Raw genomic sequence first — 17,800 nt, forward strand, 5'->3', positions numbered from 1 at the left:
CGCCGGGGCCGGCGGGCGGGGCCCGCGGCGGGGCCCCGCCCCCCGCCCCGCGGCCGCCCCGCCGCGCCCCGCCCCCCGCCCGCGGCGCGCCCGCCGGCCTCGGCCCCGCGCCCCCCCCCCCCCCCCCCCCCGGCGCCGCGCCCTCCACCCCCGCGCGGCCCGGGGCTATCGCCGGGCGCGGGGGCGCCGGCGGCGGGGTGAGTATCTCTAACCCCCGCGCCGCGCCCACCCCGGCCAGCCGCAGCACCGACAGTTCGGGGTGGGCCACGGCGTACCTCGGCATCAGCGCGACGCCGTAGCCGGAGGCGACGACCGTCTCGATCACGCGGAAGTCGTTGAGCCGCTGCGCGATCCGGGGACGTACCCCGGTGACGGTGGCGATCGAGTTCAGCACGTCGTCCACCGGGAACCCGCCGCGCACGCTCACCCAGGTCTCCTCGGCGAGTTCCTCCGGCCGCACCGACGGCCTGCCCGCCAGCGGATGCGTCGGCGCGACGACGACGTCGATCGGCTCGCGCATCAGCACCCGCGCCGAGAGCCGTGGCCCGGCGGGCGATGGCGCGCGCTCGTCGCGGTGGGTCAGCACGATGTCGTAGTCGGCCAGCAGTGTCCCCGCGGTCGACGGCGGCAGATCCTCGTCACCGGCGACGATCTCCACCCCGCTGTCGGCGAGCGCGGTGAGCACGGGCGGCAGCAGCAGCGCCGCGCCGGACGGGAACAGCCCCACCCGCACCTGCCCGCGCGCCGACCCACGGTAGTGCGCCATCTCGGCGGTGGCCCGTTCCATCGCGGCGAGCACGTCGTCGGCGCGCAGCACCAGCGCGTGACCGGCGTCGGTGAGCCGCACCCGACGTCCGTCCGGTTCGAGCAACGCGACGCCCGCTTCCCTGGCGAGCACCTTCAATTGCTGCGATACCGCGGAGGGGGTCATCGACAGTGCTTCGGCCACGGCGGCGACGGTGCTGCGGTCGGCCAGCTCCCGCAGAATCCGCAGCCGCTCGATCGAGAACATGAAGCAAAACTACTTCATCAATCCACTTTTATTAGATTGTCCTGAACCTTTAGCCGCCCGCACGATAAGGGCGTGACCTCCCGTGACCGCCTGCTCGGACTGACCGTCGTCGTGCTCTGGGGCCTGAACTTCCTCGCCATTCGCATCGGCCTCGACCACTTCCCGCCCTTCTTCTTCGCCGCGCTCCGGTTCGCCGTCATCGCCGTTCCGGTGCTGGTCTTCATTCCGCGCCCCGCCGTGCGCACGCGCTGGCTCCTGCTCTACGGCACCGGCTTCGGCATCCTGCAGTTCGCGTTCCTGTTCACCGCCATGCGGGTGGGCATGCCGACCGGACTCGCCTCGCTGGTGCTGCAATCCTCGGCGCCGTTCACGGTGGTGCTCGGCGCGGTGCTGCTACGGGAACGGCTGCGACCGCTGCAGGTCGCCGGGCTCGCGGTGGCCGTGCTCGGCATGGTCGTCATCGGTGCCGACCGGCTGGCGAACGCGACGCTGCTGCCGGTGCTGCTGACGCTGGCGGGCGGGCTGGGCTGGGCGTTCGGCAATATCGGCGCGCGCCAGGCCGGCGCCGATTCACCCGGCTTCGATCCGCTGCACCTCACCCTGTGGATGTCGGTGGTGCCGGTGCTACCGCTGCTGGCGCTGTCGATGGCTGTCGAGGGGCCTGACACCGGATTCCGCGCGCTCGGCGCCGCGGTCTCCTCGGTCGACGGGCTGCCCGCGCTGGCCGCGCTCGCCTACATCGCGATTCTCGCCACGGTGTGCGGCTCCGGCCTGTGGACATACCTGATGAGCCGCTACCCGGCCGGCACCGTCGCGCCGTTGTCCCTGCTCGTGCCGGTGGTCGGCATCGCCGCCGCGTGGGTCGTGTTCGACGAGGAGCCGTCCGTGGCGGCGCTGATCGGCGGCGCGATCGTGATCGCCGGCGCCTTCGCCGCGACGACCACCCGGCCGATCGGGCGCGCGCCGAAGCCGACACCTGAACCGGAGCTCGTCCAGGTCTGACGTCCGATTCCGCCTATGGCCGCCGGGGCTGTGGCTAGCATGTGACCGATCGCGCGAGCCGTTATCCGCGCGACCGGTCGGTTTCGGGCGCGGGTGAACGACGCGACAGGTCGTCACAGCCAGGTCTTCGCCGCGCTCTAGAGTGTGAGCAAACAGCAGGCAAAACACGAGCAAGGCAGCTGAACAGCGTATGGCGGAACAGCGGTTGCCCGTCTCGCGGAGAACTTTTCTCCGCGGCACGGTCGCGGCGGGGGTGGTATCGGCGGGGGCCGTCGCGGGCGCGTCCGGAATCGCGCTGGGCGCACCCCCCGGACGCCGGGTCGCCGTCCTCGGCGGCGGTGTCGCCGGCCTGACCGCAGCCCATGAGCTGGCCGAACGCGGGTTCGACGTGACGGTCTACGAGGCGAGGGCGCTCGGCGGCAAGGCCCGCAGCGTCGCCGTGCCAGGCACCGGCCGCGACGGCCGACCCGACCTGCCCGGCGAGCACGGGTTCCGGTTCTTCCCCGGCTTCTATCAGAACCTGCCCGACACCATGCGCCGCATCCCCGTCGCGGGCAATCCCGACGGCGTCTGGAACAACCTGCTCAGCGTGCCGGAGGCCAGGTTCTCCCGCCGCGACGGTGACGACATCTCCCTGGCCCTGCCGGGCAGCTTCGCCGGAGCGAGCTTCCATCCCGACGCGATCAGGGAGACCCTCGCCGGGACCATCGCCACGGCCTCGAAGATGCCGCCGCCCGAGGCCGCCTACTTCGCCAACCGGCTGCTGGTGTTCAACAGCAGCTGCGATGCCCGCCGGTTCGGGCAGTGGGAGCACACCTCCTGGCAGGATTTCGTGCACGGGCACGAGCGCTCGCACGAGTTCCGCGCGATCGTGTCGCGCTCGCTCACCAGCATCATGGTCGCGGCCAAGGAGAATCTGGCCAGCACGCGCACCATCGGCAGCATGGGTGAGCAGTTCCTCGGCAACCCACTGGGCCTCGGCAACGACGGCGGCCTGGACCGGGTGCTGAACAACGCCACGAATATCGCCTGGATCGACCCCTGGGTGGCGCACCTGCGCGAGCTCGGCGTGCGCTTCGAACTCGGCGCCCGCGTCGAGGAACTCGTGGTGCGGGACAAGCGGATCGGCGCGGCCAGGATCGCCGGAGCGGGCACCGTCGAGGCCGACTATTTCGTGCTCGCCCTCCCGGTGGAGCAGGCCAGGAAACTATGGACGCCGCGGGTACTCGAGCTGGCGCCGGAACTGGCTGCCACCGAGCGGCTCTTCGTCGACTGGATGAACGGCATCCAGATCTATTTCCGTACGCCACTGAACATCTCGCGCGGGCACACCGCCTACGTCGACTCGCCGTGGTCGCTCACCTCGATCAGCCAGAACCAGCTGTGGACGCGCGGACTGTCGTCCTTCGGTGACGGCACAGCGACCGATTGCCTCTCGATCGACATCTCCGACTGGCACACCCCCGGCGTGCTGTTCGGCAAGCCCGCCGAGGCGTGCACGCACGAGGAGATCTTCCGCGAGGTATGGGCCCAGCTCAGCGCCCACCTCAACGACCGGGAACAACTGCTGCGCCCCGCCGACGTGCATTCGTGGTTCCTCGACCCCGGCATCACCTGGCAGGGCGACCGCAACGCCAACGCCGACCCGCTGCTGATCAACACCGCGGGCTCCTGGGACGCGCGCCCTGAACCGCACGGCTCGATCGAAAACCTGTTCCTCGCCGGTGATTACGTGCGCACCGATGTCGACCTGGCCACCATGGAGGGCGCCAACGAATCGGCGCGCGCGGCGGTGAACGCGCTGCTCGACGTCGCCGGGTCCGGTGCCGAGCGCTGCCGCACCTTCCGGCTGCGCCGCACACCCGAGCTGGAGCCGCTGCGCCGCGTCGACGCCGACCGTTACGCCGCCGGCCTGCCGAACATGTTCGACGAGCCGGTCTGACCTGCGTCGACGTACCTCACACCGCTCCCCTACCCGGCCCGTAACAACACGCACATAGACTCGCGGCGTGGCAGACATCTCGGTGCGTGGGCGCCTGGCTTTGCGAGCGGCGGCGGCAGCGTCGTGGGCTTCGCAGAAGGCGGGCCGCGGCAAGGGTTCGATGATCGGCGGCCTGATCGCGTTGAAGATCGATCCGACGATCATGACGCAGCTCGGGCGCGGCAGACGGACGGTGCTGATCACCGGCACCAACGGCAAGTCGACGACCACCAGGATGACCACCGCGGCGCTGGGCACCCTGGGCCAGGTCGCCACCCAGGCCGACGGCGCCAACATGGACGCCGGCATCGTCGCCGCGCTGAGCGTGCACCAGGGCGTGCCGCTGGCCGCGATCGAGGTCGACGAGCTGCATCTGCCGCACGTCAGCGACGCGCTCGGCCCGGCGGCCGTGGTGCTGCTGAACCTGAGCCGCGATCAGCTCGACCGGGTCGGCGAGATCAACATGATCGAGCGCAAGCTGCGCGCGGGACTGGCCAGGCACCCCGACACCGTGGTCGTCGCCAACTGCGACGACGTGCTGGTGGCCTCCATCGCCTACGACCACCCCAAGGTGATCTGGGTGGCGGCGGGCAGCGGCTGGGCCGTCGACGCCACCAGCTGCCCGCGCAGCGGCGAGCCGATCGTCTGGGAGGGCGAGAACTGGCGCTCCACCGGCGCCGATTTCCACCGCCCGCAGCCTGATTGGTGGCTCGAGGGCGAAGACCTGTGCGGCCCAGACGGTTTCCGCGCACCCCTGCACCTGGCGCTGCCCGGCCGCGCGAACCGCGGCAACGCGGCGCAGGCCGTGGCGGCGGCGGTGGCCATGGGCGCCGAGCCGGTCAAGGCCACCGATGCCACCGGGACCGTGCGCGAGATCGCGGGCCGGTACCGCACCGTCACCGTCGGCGCGCACGACGCCCGGCTGCTGCTGGCGAAGAACCCGGCGGGCTGGCAGGAAGCGTTGTCGATGATCGAGCCGACCTCGGCCGGCCTGGTGATCGCGGTGAACGGGCAGGTGCCCGACGGCGAGGACCTGTCCTGGCTGTGGGACGTGCGATTCGAGCACTTCGAGGGCGTGCAGGTGGTGGCCGCCGGTGAGCGCGCCACCGACCTCGCGGTCCGCCTGACCTACGCCGGGGTGGAGCACACCCTGGTGCCCGATCCGCTGCGCGCGATCGAGTCCTGCCCGGCCGGGCACGTCGAGGTGCTGGCCAACTACACCGCGTTCCGCGATCTCAACCGTGACCTGGAGGCCCGTTCATGATCCGCATCGGCCTCGTCCTGCCCGACGTGATGGGCACCTACGGCGACGGTGGCAACGCGCTGGTCCTGCGGCAGCGGCTGCGGATGCGCGGCTACGACGCCGAGATCGTCGACATCACCCTCGCCGATCCGGTCCCGGATTCCTTCGACATCTACACCCTCGGCGGCGCCGAGGACTCCGCGCAGCGCCTGGCCACCCGCCACCTGCAGAAGTACCCCGGCCTGCAGCAGGCGGCCGCCAAGGGCGCGCCGGTCCTCGCGATCTGCGCGGCCATCCAGGTGCTCGGCAACTGGTACGAGACCTCCTCGGGCGAAAAGGTCGACGGCGTCGGTCTTTTCGACGTCACCACCTCCCCCCAGGCCACCCGCGCCATCGGCGAGGTCACCACCACGCCCGTCATGGAGGGCCTGAAAGCCCCGCTGACCGGCTTCGAGAACCATCGCGGCGGCACCCTGCTCGGCGCCGACGCCGCCCCGCTGGCCAAGGTGACCCGCGGTGTCGGCAACGGTGTCGGCGACGGCACCGAGGGCGTCGTCCAGGGCTCGGTCATCGGTACCTACCTGCACGGCCCCGCCCTGGCCCGCAACCCCGAACTCGCCGACCTCCTCATCGCCCGCGCCCTCGGCATCCCCGCCACCGACCTCGCCCCCCTCGACCTCCCGGTCGTCGACCGTCTCCGCCGCGAACGCCTCCGCGCCTGATCGACATCTGAACTAGTTCTGACATACTGGAGGCATGAGCGCGACAGCCACCTGGTCCGAATTTCTGCGGGACCCCAACCGGATCATCGAGGAGATGGAAGCCAACGGCGACGTGATCCTCGTCCGCCGGTCCGCGCCGCCGGTCCGGCTGTCGAGCGCGGACGCCGAGGCGGCGGCTTCCGACGCCCTCGGTGTGCTGATGCAGTTGCTCACCGTCGCGATGAACGACGAGGTGCTCGAACGCATGGTGTCCCGCCTCGCGGTCGTCTTCCCGTGGCTCGAGCTACTCCCCGAATCCGCGCGGATCGAGTTCGTCGGCGAGTTCCTCGCCATCGCGCGAGGCGGGCTGTCGGTCGGTCGGGTCGACCGCCTGAGTACCACCCTCGAATCGTGGAAGGAAACGGCGCGCGCGTACGCCGACCCGGCGATCTCCGTCGACGGTTCGGATCTGCACTACCTCGAAACCCCTGAAGCAGCAGCTGCTCCAGGGGAAGCGGAGTGAGCCGCCGTTCGGATGTACCCAGACCACTGAAGCGGGCGGAGTTCGAGATCGTCTTCGCCACCAGCCAGGCGCAGAAAGGCTGGACCGACTGTCTCGCGGCGGCGCGCAACGCGATGGTCGACGCTTGGGATCAGCTCACCCGCGACCCGGAAGCGGTGTCCTCCCGGCTCTATCCGCTCAAGGCGGACCTGCGCTACGGCCAGTACCAGGGGCGAACGTTCGAGCGGTTCCAGTACAAGTTCTCCGACGGCGGCAGGCTCTGGTACTTCGTCGACCACGCGCCCAAGGGCAGCCGCACAGCGGGACGCGTCCTCCTCGAACGCTGTATGCCAGGACACCCGAAGGAAACCGACTAGCACTGGTCGGCGAACCAGCCGACTTCCGCTCACGGCGACTTTTACCCTCCCGGAGTCGCTACCTGCGCCGATAGCGTCGGGTCTCGTCGTGTCGGGCGCATCGGCCGGGGCACCGAGGCTGAGGAGTGCGGGCGTGACCGGAGTGCTGATCGAGACGGCGGGAGCGCGGGGTCTCGGGGCGAAGGTCGTGCGGAGGGGCGGGCCGCGACGGGGTCGGCGAGCGCTTGCTTCGGTGGTCGCCATCGGCATCGTGCTCGTCGGCTGGACGGTGGTGTCGGCGGTCGGGGTGGTGGATGCGCTGTATCTGCCGTCGCCGGGCGCCGTGTGGGACGCGTTCGTGCGGGCCAATACGCGGCACCGGATCGCCGACGGGGTGGACCGGTTCGTCATCGGGGAACAGGGCTACTACCTCTGGGAGCATCTGCTCGCGAGCCTGCAGCGGATCGCGGTCGGGGTGGGGGCGGCGATTCTGCTCGGCCCGCTGGTGGGGTTCGTGATGGGGATGGTGGCGCCGGTGCGCTGGGTGGCCGAGCCCGTGCTCAACTTCCTGCGCGCGCTGCCCCCGCTCGGCTACATCGGCCTGCTGATCGTCTGGTTCGGCATCGGTGACACCTCCAAGATCTGGCTGCTGTTCCTGGCCGCGTTCCCGCCGATCGCGATCGCGACCCTCGACGGGGTGCTCGGCGTGAAGCAGGACTACCTCAACGCCGCCCGCTCACTGGGAGCCGGTCGCGCCCAAGTGGTTTCGCTCGTCGTGCTGCCTGCGACGCTGCCGAATGTCCTCAGCGGCATCCGCATCGCGACCGCGTTCGCCTGGACGACGGTCGTCGCGGCCGAACTCAACAACGGCATCCCCGGCATCGGTGGGCTCGCGTATATCGCGGGCACGCAATTGAATACGCCGCTCACCATCGCCTGCATCATCGTGATCGGCGTGGCGGCGCTGCTGCTGGACGCGGTGATCGCGTTCATCGGCACCAGAGTCGTCCCTTGGAAAGGCAAAGCATGACAACCACCGTGCGCAAGATCGTGGCGACCGCGGCCACGCTCTCCGCTGTCCTCGCGGTCACCGCGGGCTGTGTGGAATCCGGCCGCGCGGACACCGGCCAGGCCGGGGCCAGCTGCCCGTTCGCCGCGGATCCGAGCGTCACCAGCACGGTTCGGCTCGGGTTCCAGGCCATTCCCAACGGTGACCTCCTGGTGAAGGACCGAAACCTGCTGCAGGCCTGCCTGCCCAACGCGAAGATCACCTGGAGTCAGTTCGCCTCCGGCGCCGACGTGGTGCAGGCCTTCGGCGCGGGCAGCCTGGATATCGGCACACTCGGCTCCAGTCCGGCGACCAAGGCGCTGTCCGCCCCACTGAATCTGCCGGTGCAGGTGGTGTGGATCCACGACGTGATCGGCGCCTCGGAATCGCTGGTCGCCAAACAGAAGTCGGACCTGGCGGGGCTCAGGGGCAAGCGCATCGCCACGCCCTTCGGCAGCACCTCGCACTACAGCCTGCTCGCGGCCCTGGACCGGGCCGGCCTCACCGGCCAGGTGGAGTTGATCAACCTGCAGCCGGCGGCGATCCCCGGCGCCTGGCAGGGCGACCAGATCGACGCGGCCTGGGTGTGGGATCCCACCCTGTCCGAGCTCACGGCCGCGGGCGGCACGGTGATCACCAGCAGTGCCGAGACCGCCGCCGCGGGCGCGCCGACCTTCGACGTGGCCATCGCCGACAAGAAGTTCCTCGCCGACAACGCCGCCTTCGCCGTCACCTGGGCGAAGCTGCAGAGCTACGCGGTCGAGCAGATCAACACCGACAAGGAGGCGGCGGCCGTCTCGATCGGCGCCCAGCTCGGCATCGCGCCGGACAAGGTCACACCGCAGCTGGCGGGCTACCGATATCTGACCGCCGCCGAGCAGGCGGGCCCGCGCTACCTGGGTGGTGGATTCGCCGCAGACCTCGCCGGAACCGCGGGATTCCTGCTGAGCCAGGGCGGTATCGCCGCGGTCGGCAGCGAGCAGCAGTACCGCGACGGCATCGCGGTCGCGGCCGTGACGGGCGCGGCGGGGTGAGCGCCGAGCGGGTGACGCTGACCGGGGTGAGCAAGAGCTACCCCGGGCCGGCGGGCGATGTCGAGGTGCTCGCGCCGACAGATCTCACCATCGAGCCGGGCGAATTCGTCTGCGTCGTCGGCCCTTCCGGCTGCGGCAAGTCGACGCTGCTGAACATCCTGGCCGGGTTCCTCACACCGTCCACGGGCGAGGTGCGGGTGGGTGACCGCGTTGTCGACGGTCCCGATCCGGATCGCGGCGTGGTGTTCCAGCAGGCGAACCTCTACCCGTGGCTGTCGGTGCGCGGCAATGTGGAGTTCGGCCCGAAAGTCCGTGGGGTGGACAGGGAGACGCGTCGAGCCGAGGCACGGCGGTTGCTCGCGCTGGTCGGACTGGACCAGCTCGCTGATCGCCGACCCTACGAGCTCTCCGGCGGGCAGCAGCAGCGCGCGCAGATCGCCCGGGTGCTGGTGAACGATCCGGGCATCGTGCTCATGGACGAACCGTTCGGCGCGCTCGACGCCCTCACCAGGGAGCGGCTCCAGCGTGAACTGCGCGCGCTGTGGCGCGGTGGCGACAAGACGGTCCTGTTCGTCACGCACGGCATCGAGGAGGCGGTGCTGCTCGGCACCAGAATCCTGGTGATGGCGCCCGGCCGGATCGTCCACGACGCCGCGCCCACGTTCAAGACCGCGGGCGACGATTTCGAGACGATCCGCGCGCACCCCGAATTCGCGGCGCTGCGTGACGAATTGGCGCGCCACATCTACGCCGCCTGAACTCACTCGGTGGCGGCGACCACCGCCCGCGACCGGCCCCGGGTGATCAGGTAGCCGAACACGGCCGCGATCGGGAACATCAGCACGCCGTAGACGGCGGCGGGCACGGCCAGCTCGGTGCTGTCGAGCACGCTGATGGCGATGGTGATGGCGATCGTGCTGTTGTGGATGCCGACCTCCATCGAGCAGGCGATGGCCTGGCGGTCCGGCACGCCGAGCAGGCGCGGGACGAGGTAGCCGAGGGTGAGGCTGATCAGGCAGAACAGTACGGTGATCGCGCCGACCTGGCCCAGCGAGTCGGTGAGCGTCTCGGATTCGGCGATGATCGTGCCGACGATCACCAGCAGCAGGGTGAGCGCGGAGCCGATGCGGACCGGGCGGTCCATCCGGTCGGCGAACGCGGCCGACCAGCGCCGCACCAGCATGCCGACGGCGACCGGGACGAGCACGATCGCGAACACCTGCACGACCTTGCCGAACTGCAGGCCCACCGTCCCGCCGCCGTCGGCCGGCTCGAAGTAGCCGATCGCGAAATTGGTGACCAGCGGCAGGGTGACGACCGCGATGATCGAATTGACCGCGGTCAGCGACACATTCAGCGCGACGTCACCGCGGAACAGATGGCTGAACAGGTTCGCCGTCGTCCCGCCGGGCGACGCGGCGAGCAACATCACGCCCACCGCGAGGACGGCGGGCAGATCGAACAGCAGCACCAGCCCGAAGGCCACGGCCGGGAGTGCGATGAGCTGGCAGAGCAGGGCGATGGCGACGATCCGCGGGCTCTTCGCGATCCGGGTGAAGTCGGCAGGGGTGAGCGAGAGCCCGAGGCCGAACATGATGACGACCAAGGCCAGGGGCAGGCCGACGGATACCAGGGGTGAGTTCATAAGCCATCCTCATCGAGCAGTCCGGGCGTGGGACCCGGTTTGAGACGCGATCGTCTCAACAAGAGGGTAGCCAGATGTGACCCACATCGCAGTTGAACGGCGAAAATCCTAGGCGGCTACCGAACTCCGCTCACAGAGTTCGTGCACGAAGCGCATCTTCTCCAGCACCCGTTCCGGGAGGACGAAGGGGTACAGGTCGTCGTGGCCCATCGAGCGGTTGACCATGTTCAGCGACCAGGCCAGCGGCAGCCACAGTTCGATGATCTTGTCGAAACCGGCGCGGCCCACCTGCGGGCGATCCAGGGTGGCACCCGCGGGCGCGAAGCCGAAGGCGGCGGCGGTATCGAGGGTGTCGCGGATATGCAGATAGTGAGCGAAGGTCTCGGCCCAGTCCTCGGCCGCGTGCATGGTGGCGTAGGAGGAGACATAGTCGTCCTCCCAGCCGGGCGGAGCGCCGTTGGCGTAGTGGGTGTCCAGCGCGGCCTGGTAGTCGGCGTACGGATCGCCGAACAGGTCGCGGAACCGTTGCAGCTCTTCGTCGCCGGTGACCAGAACGGTGAAGTAGTAGTGGCCGATCTCGTGCCGGAAATGACCGAGCAGGGTCCGGTACGGCTCGGCCATCTCGATCCGCAGTTGCTCGCGGTGCGGGTCGTCGGCCTCGGCCAGATCGAGGGTGACGACGCCGTCGAGGTGGCCGGTGAGCACCCCGTCATTGCGGCTCGACAGCAGGTCGAAGGCCAGGCCGTGCGCGGGATCGGCGTCGCGGCCGACGATCGGCAGGTCGAGTTCGGCCAGTTCGAAGATCAACCGGCGCTTGGCCGCCTCGGCCTCGGCGAAGGCGGCCAGGCCGGCGGCGTCGTTGTCGTTGGGCCTGGTGCGGGTGAGCGCGCAGGATTCGCACAGCGTCGGCCCGTCGTTCGCGCCGTCGGCGTGGACCAGCCAATTGCATTGCGCCACGTGCAGGTTGTCGCACAGGCGGAACCGGTCGCCGTCGACGACACCGCCCGCGTGGTCGATCGCCGCGTCGCCGGGCGGATCGCCGATCACCACCAGCGCCCGTTCCCGCAGGCTGAACCCGAGCGGGCTCGAACACGACAGGCACACCGAATTCTCGAAGGCCAGCTGCTGGCCGCAGTTCGGGCAGACGAAATCACGCAAGGGACTACACCTCCACCGGGGCTACATCGACCGAGACCGTGATCGTGGACTGTTTGGCGTCGGTATAGATGATGCCACGCAGGGGCGGCACATCCTGGTAGTCGCGGCCCCACGCCACGGTGACGTAGCGCTCGTCGGCGAACTGATCGTTCGTCGGATCGAAGGCGATCCAGCCGCCGGTGCGGTCGCCTGCGTCGGTGCCGGGCAGCCAGACCGCGGCCCAGGCATGGGTGGCGTCGACACCGACCATGCGTTCCTTGCCGGGCGGCGGGTCGGTGGCGAGATAGCCGGAGACGTAGCGGGCGGCCAGGCCGTGCGAGCGCAGGCACGCGGCGCCGACGCGGGCGAAGTCCTGGCAGACGCCCTCGCGGGCGGCGAACACGTCGGCGACGCTGGTGCTCACCGTCGTCGAGCCGGAGCGGTAGCGGAAGTCGCGGTGGATGCGGGTGTTCAGCTCGGTCACCGCCGCGAGCAGCGGCCGACCCGGCGTGAGACTCTCCGCCGCGTACGCGGTGACCTCCTCGGTGATCTCCGGCGGCAGCAGATCGAGGGTGAACTCGACGGCGAGCGGACCGGTGGCGGAGGTCGGACGCGCTGTCTCCCAGGGCATATCGGCCCGGTCGACCGTCGACAGACCCTCGACCTCGACCAGCGATTCACCGGTGACCTCGAGGGTCCGATGCTCCGCGGTGACGTGGAAGTACGTCGTCGTATTGCCGTAGACGTCGGTGCCGACGGAACGGTCCGATGGCACCGGGTCGATGTGGATGTCGTGTTCGAGCAGCCGCTGGCCCGCGAACTCGCGCGGCGTCAGGTAGGCGCGGCCATAGGAACTGGTGACCTCGTCGGAATAGCTGTAGGTGGTGCGGTGGGTCACCAGGTAGCGCCTGCTCATCCGACCATCCTGGTATTGCCCCACAGCGGCTGGATGCTGACCGGCACAGCGAGTTTCGTCGCCTCGAACGACTCCGACAGCTTGCGCAGCCGCAAGTGCACCCCTTCCAGCAGTTCCACCAGTTCGGTGCGGACGCCGTCGGCGTCGCTGTGCGCGAGGTCGTCCGGGTCGACGCGGCGCAGCATGCGCTGCGCGTCGGCGAGCAGCCGTTGGGACCGCGAGGCGCCGGAACCGCCTGGCAGCGCCTGGAAGTCGGCCTCGAGGCGGTCGAGCTGATACACCAGCGAACGCGGATTGCCCGCGTCGAACAGCAGCAGCGCGGCCAGGGCGCCGACATGGGCCGACCCACGGTGCCGACGCCGGTAGATCACCGCCGATTCCGTGGCGGTGAGGACGGCCTCGGCCACCACTCGCTCCACCTCGGGCGGATTCACCCGCGCCAGCGCGGCATTGACGAGCGAGGTGACGGCGAGTCCGCGCTCGATCCGCTTGCCGATGTCCATGACGAACCAGCCGGTGTCGCGCACCAGCGATTCCGCGCCGATCCCCGACAGCGACAGCAGCGCGGCCAGCGTCAGCGAGTGCACCGCCGACATCGCGTTCTCCTGTTCGCTACTGGCGCCGCGGAATTCGGCCAGCGCGCGGTCGACCGCGCCGATGATCATCCAGGTGTCACCGGAGACCTGATCACGCACCGCCCTGGCCGCCGATCCGTAGTGATCCACCGCGTACGAGAGCGAGCCGGGCAGATACCGGTCCCCGGTGAGCGAGGCCAGGTAGTGAAACCCTTCCGCCGATGCTCCCGCCACCGCCTGATGTCGCGCCTGCGCGCGCTTGGTCCGCGCACGCGCCTTCCCCCGCGGCCTACCAGCGACCGGCTCCTCGCTCCCGGCCGATTCCGTGCCGCGCTCGGCGGTCGTCCCGGTCGTGCGCAGCGCACGCGCGAGCGCACTGGTCCCCCGCTCCCACGATCCGCCCTCGTCGGCCGCCGCGTCACCGTCACCCGTCGCGTCACCATCGGCCGCCGCGCTGCCATCAGCCGCCGCGCCATCGTCGTCAGCTACGCCGCCAGTAACCACGCCACTGTTGGCTGCCACGCCACCGTTAGCGGAGTTGGCGCCGGGCGTCTCGTCCATGCTGAGCACCGCGTCGTCCGGCGGCCGCGCAGCCTGGGTGGCTTCGGCCGGCTCGACGCAACTGAGCTGTCCGGTCGGGTCGGGCAGGACCGAGTTCGGGGCGTTGGTGCCCGTGGTCACCGAGAGGGCGCGCATCAGGATGGGCAGGGCTTCGGCGCCGTCCAACCAGGGGCGGTAGCGGTAGTCCTGGTAGACGTCGTGGGTGGCGGCGAGGAGGCGGACGACCGACTCGGCGCGCTCGCTGTAGCGGCCCATCCAGAACAGGTCGTTGAGGACGCGCGGGGAACTGATCGCCTCGACCACCGGCATCGCCCGGCGCAACCGATCCTCGTGCGGCGCTTCACTGCCGACGGCGGGCGCGGTGGCGGGAGCGGCACGCACCCAGACATCCTTGGCGGCCACCTTGATCACGCTGCGGGTCGGTTCCAGCCGCATCCGCTGCTGACCGAGCCCGCCCGACATGGCCGTGTACCCACCGCGGCGGGCCATCGAGAACAGCCGCATACCGACCGGCGCCGGCGCCAAACCCGAGCCGTCCTCGATCGCCGGCGCCACCGAGAACTCGGCAGGCTCCTGGCCGACCCACTTCCACCGCTCGGCCTCGATCCGGGCCGCGAGATCGGCACGTTCGGCGGCCGACAGGCTCGGCCCGAAGATGGTCGACCCGTCGACGGCCGACCGGATCACCAGGTCACCGAGGTGCGCGACGAGGTGGGAACGCTCGCTGTCGTCGCCGCCCCAGTACGCGGGGGTGCCGTCGAGCAGCAGATCGGTCCCGAGTACCGAGCGGGCGACGCGCGGCAGGAACGCGCTCAGCGCGGGCGATTCCAGCAGTCCGCTGCCGAGGGTGTTGACCACCGTCACCGCACCGCGCCGCAACACCTCGACCAGCCCCACCACGCCGAGGCGCGAATCGGGGCGCAGATCCAGCGGATCGGAGAACTCGGCGTCGACGCGGCGCAGCACCACATCGACCCGCTCCAGGCTGCCGAGCGAGCGCATCCACAGGGCGCCGTCGCGGACCACCAGGTCGGCGCTCTCGACGAGTGGGAAGCCGAGCACCTGCGCGAGATAGGCCTGATCGAAGGCGGTTTCGGAGTACGAGCCCGGGCTCAGCACCACGACCACCGGCTCCTCGCCGTCGGCCAGTTCGGGCGCCGCCTCCGCCAGCATCAACCGCATCGCGCGGGCGAACGGGGTGAGCGGCCGCGGTCCGGCGTGCTCGAACGCCTCGGGAATGGCCGAGGCGACGACGCGGCGGTCGGCCAGCGCGTACCCCGCCCCCGAGGGCGCCTGCGCCCAGTCGGCGAGCACCCGGAACTGCCCGTCCCCCCAGCGGCTGATGTCGCAGGCGTGCAGGAACAACTGATGGGTGCCGGGGATCGTGATGCCGTGCGCCGCACGGACATACCCGGTGTTGCCGAACACGATCTCCGGTGGCAGCAGGCCCGAACTCAGCAGTCTGCGCGGCCCGTACACGTCGGTGAGCACCTCGTCGAGCACGAGCGAGCGCTGCACCAGGCCGGTTTCCAGGCGGGTCCAGTCGTCGGCGGAGACCAGCAGCGGGATCGGGTCCAGCCGCCACGGCGCGGCGGTCACGGTGTCGTCCGCGCCGACCTCGGTATAGGTGACGCCGTCGTCCTCGATCTGCCTGCGCACCCGCAGGTCGATCCTGCCGAGTCCGCCGACACCCTGGTCGACGAAGTCGGCCGACAGCTCCGACCACATCGACCGCACCCGGCCGCGGCCGTCGACCAGTTCGTCGTAATAGCCCTGGGTGGGCCTGCCGCACTCGTCGAACCGCGCGCCCGCCTTGCTCTCGGACCGGTACCGCGCGAACTGCTCGGCGGCGGCCGCGGCGGCGTGCCCGCCGCCGGTCTCACGGCCCACTGTGTCCCGTCGGTCAGGCACCGTTGCTTGCTCCTACGCGGCGAGTGGTCGGGCGGTTGACATGTGCTACCGGCTGTCGCCCACGCCCCACACCGTGCGCGCGCGACGTAGATCCAGGATGCCCGGTGCGCCGACATCGGTCGACTGTGCCGCGATCTTCGCACGGAGTTCGGCCGGGTCGAGCGGATTCACCGTATGCCCGGCGGCCTCGAAGCGGCGATTGCGTCGCGACTGCGCGGCGACCGCGTTGACCGGGGCGTCGTCGAAGGCACGGCCGCCCGGGTGCACGACGTGATAGGTGCAGCCGCCGCGGGACAGTCCGGTGGCCGGGTCGATCAGGTCGAACACCAGCGGCGCGTCGACGGTGATCGAGGGATGCAGCGAATTCGGCGGCTGCCAGGCCCGATACCGCACTCCGGCGACCTGTACGTCGGCCTTGTCGGTGGCCAGCAGCGGCACGGGCATGCCGTTGCAGGTCAGCACGTAGCGGTCGCGGTCGGCACCGACCACCCGCACCTGGAGCCGTTCCACCGAGGAATCGACATAGCGGGCCGTGCCCTGCCCGGTGGTCTGCTCGCCGAGGGTCAGCCAGGGTTCGATCGCGCCGCGCAGTTCCACCTCCACCTCGCCGATCACGGCGGTGCCGATGCGCGGGAACCGGAACTCGGTGAACGGATCCAGCCAGCTGGTGTCGAAGTCGATGCCGTGCGCGCGCAGGTCCGCGGCGACCTCGGCGATGTCGCGCATCAGGAAGTGCGGCAGCAGGTAGCGGCCGTGCAGGTTGGCGCCGTGGCGCAGCAGCGGCGCGCGGTAGGGCCGGTCCCAGAACATCGCGACCAGCCCGCGGACCAGCAGCGACTGCACCATGGCCATCTGGAAGTGTGGCGGCATCTCGAAGCCGCGCAGTTCGAGCAGCCCGAGCCGGCCGCGCGCGGAATCGGGGCTGTAGAGCTTGTCGATGCAGAATTCCGCGCGGTGGGTGTTGCCGGTGAGGTCGGTGAGCAGATGCCGCAGGGCACGATCGATATGCCAAGGCGCCGACTGGATCTCGGCCGGGGTGCCGTCCACGCTCGATTCGGCGGTGAGTCTGGCGATCTCGGCGAAGGCGATCTCGAGTTCGTAGAGCGCGCCCTCGCGGCCCTCGTCGGCGCGCGGCGCCTGGGAGGTCGGGCCGACGAAACGTCCGGCGAACAGGTACGACAGCGCCGGGTGCCGCTGCCAGTAGGTGAGCATCGAGACCAGCAGGTCGGGGCGCCGCAGCAGCGGTGAGCGTGCGGGGGTCACCCCGCCGAGCGTGATGTGGTTGCCGCCGCCGGTGCCGCCGTGCGTGCCGTCCACGTCGAAGGATTCGGTGCTCAGGCGGGCCAGCCTCGCCTGCTCGTAGAGGGTGCCCAGCACTTCGGACTGCTCGGCGAACGAGCTGGTCGGCATGATGTTGACCTCGATCACGCCCGGGTCAGGAGTCACCGAGAAGGTCCGCAGCCGTGGGTCGTTCGGCGGCGCGTAACCCTCGAGGACCACCGGCTGATCCAGCGCGACCGCAGCGGCCTCGACCCTGGCGACGAGGTCGAGGAAGTCGTCGAGCTCGGCAACCGGCGGCAAGAACACGTGCAAGCGGCCGGCCCGCACCTCGGCGACCAACGCGGTCGTGGGCGTGAAGTCCGCCGATTCGAGCACCGCCGACGGTTCCTCGCGCGGCAGCCGCAGCGGTCCCTGGAACAGCGGATCGGCGTCCGGAACGGGTGGTGGGGAGTGCCACGACACAGAGTTCAGCGGAAGCCGCAGGCCCGCAGGCGAATCCCCGTCGGCGAGCACGATCCGGCCCGGCCCCTCGCCATCGCGTCCGCGCCGCAGCTGCCAATCCGCGCTGGCCCAGCCCGCGCCGTCGGCACGGCGGTGAATCGGCAGCACGTAGGCGGCCGGCTCGGTGACGGGTTCTTCGAGCCGGTCCAGCAGTGTCCGGCGGGCCTGTGGCGAGTCATCGGCCGGGTCGAGATCGTATGCCGGCGGTTCCCCGTGGGGCGCCGTCACTGTCGCCGCCAGCCGTGCCAGCGGATCCTCGAAGGCGGGCCGCACCTGCCCGTCGGGCAGTCCCAACGATTCCGCGACCCGCGCGATCAGCGCACGCGCCGCGTCCGTGTCGGCCGCGGGCACCCGGTCGGGCGCCACCGCCGCCGAATTCTGCGGCTGTGCCCGC

Annotated in this window: 13 protein-coding genes and 2 pseudogenes; 9 read left to right on the plus strand and 6 right to left on the minus strand. The window is 70.7% G+C overall.

Annotated features, from left to right (window positions below; genetic code table 11):
• Positions 1-163 precede the first annotated feature (163 nt).
• Positions 164-1,012, minus strand: a pseudogene (locus QH270_RS19205) (LysR family transcriptional regulator); the annotation flags it as partial.
• Between the two features lie 72 nt (positions 1,013-1,084).
• Here QH270_RS19205 and QH270_RS19210 point away from each other — a divergent pair.
• From QH270_RS19210 to QH270_RS19250, 9 genes are all read left to right on the plus strand, one after another.
• Entirely contained in the window at positions 1,085-2,014 is a 930-nt protein-coding gene (locus tag QH270_RS19210) for an EamA family transporter (protein WP_280344295.1), read from the plus strand.
• A gap of 190 nt (positions 2,015-2,204) precedes the next feature.
• A complete protein-coding gene (locus tag QH270_RS19215; RefSeq protein WP_280344297.1) occupies positions 2,205-3,956 on the plus strand; it encodes a hydroxysqualene dehydroxylase in 1,752 nt (583 codons plus the stop codon).
• A 67-nt stretch (positions 3,957-4,023) separates the two neighbouring features.
• The gene (locus QH270_RS19220) at positions 4,024-5,259 is read left to right on the plus strand and encodes a MurT ligase domain-containing protein (protein WP_280344299.1); all 1,236 of its coding nucleotides are present in this window, start codon (positions 4,024-4,026) and stop codon (positions 5,257-5,259) included.
• Entirely contained in the window at positions 5,256-5,960 is a 705-nt protein-coding gene (locus tag QH270_RS19225; RefSeq protein WP_280344300.1) for a type 1 glutamine amidotransferase, read from the plus strand. The genes QH270_RS19220 and QH270_RS19225 overlap by 4 nt, the downstream gene beginning before the upstream one ends.
• 34 nt (positions 5,961-5,994) lie before the next feature.
• Entirely contained in the window at positions 5,995-6,462 is a 468-nt protein-coding gene (locus QH270_RS19230; protein WP_280344302.1) for a hypothetical protein, read from the plus strand.
• Complete coding sequence (locus QH270_RS19235; protein WP_280344304.1) at positions 6,459-6,818, plus strand: hypothetical protein; 360 nt, start codon at positions 6,459-6,461, stop codon at positions 6,816-6,818. Before QH270_RS19230 ends, QH270_RS19235 begins: the two co-directional genes overlap by 4 nt.
• Positions 6,819-7,050: 232 nt before the next feature.
• Positions 7,051-7,827 carry an ABC transporter permease gene (locus QH270_RS19240; RefSeq protein WP_280344390.1) on the plus strand — a complete coding sequence of 259 codons (777 nt, stop codon included), beginning with the start codon at positions 7,051-7,053 and terminating at the stop codon, positions 7,825-7,827.
• Positions 7,824-8,879 carry a taurine ABC transporter substrate-binding protein gene (locus tag QH270_RS19245; RefSeq protein ID WP_280344306.1) on the plus strand — a complete coding sequence of 352 codons (1,056 nt, stop codon included), beginning with the start codon at positions 7,824-7,826 and terminating at the stop codon, positions 8,877-8,879. Before QH270_RS19240 ends, QH270_RS19245 begins: the two co-directional genes overlap by 4 nt.
• A complete protein-coding gene (locus tag QH270_RS19250; RefSeq protein WP_280344309.1) occupies positions 8,876-9,637 on the plus strand; it encodes an ABC transporter ATP-binding protein in 762 nt (253 codons plus the stop codon). Before QH270_RS19245 ends, QH270_RS19250 begins: the two co-directional genes overlap by 4 nt.
• Before the next feature lie 2 nt (positions 9,638-9,639).
• Here the strand turns inward: QH270_RS19250 and QH270_RS19255 are convergent, their stop codons facing one another.
• The 5 genes and pseudogenes from QH270_RS19255 to QH270_RS34540 form a co-directional block, all read right to left on the minus strand.
• Entirely contained in the window at positions 9,640-10,524 is an 885-nt protein-coding gene (locus QH270_RS19255) for a bile acid:sodium symporter family protein (protein WP_280344312.1), read from the minus strand.
• 108 nt (positions 10,525-10,632) lie between these two features.
• Positions 10,633-11,682: a zinc-binding metallopeptidase family protein gene (locus tag QH270_RS19260; RefSeq protein WP_280344315.1), complete on the minus strand. Its 1,050-nt coding sequence runs from the start codon at positions 11,680-11,682 to the stop codon at positions 10,633-10,635.
• Positions 11,683-11,686: 4 nt separating this feature from the next.
• A complete protein-coding gene (locus QH270_RS19265) occupies positions 11,687-12,577 on the minus strand; it encodes a transglutaminase family protein (protein WP_280344318.1) in 891 nt (296 codons plus the stop codon).
• Entirely contained in the window at positions 12,574-15,624 is a 3,051-nt protein-coding gene (locus tag QH270_RS19270) for a circularly permuted type 2 ATP-grasp protein (RefSeq protein ID WP_280344321.1), read from the minus strand. The genes QH270_RS19265 and QH270_RS19270 overlap by 4 nt, the downstream gene beginning before the upstream one ends.
• Before the next feature lie 45 nt (positions 15,625-15,669).
• Positions 15,670-17,727, minus strand: a pseudogene (locus QH270_RS34540) (transglutaminase family protein); the annotation flags it as partial.
• Positions 17,728-17,800 lie beyond the last annotated feature (73 nt).

The sequence above is a fragment of the Nocardia neocaledoniensis genome (assembly GCF_029868625.1).
In the GTDB taxonomy this organism is placed as follows: domain Bacteria; phylum Actinomycetota; class Actinomycetes; order Mycobacteriales; family Mycobacteriaceae; genus Nocardia; species Nocardia neocaledoniensis_A.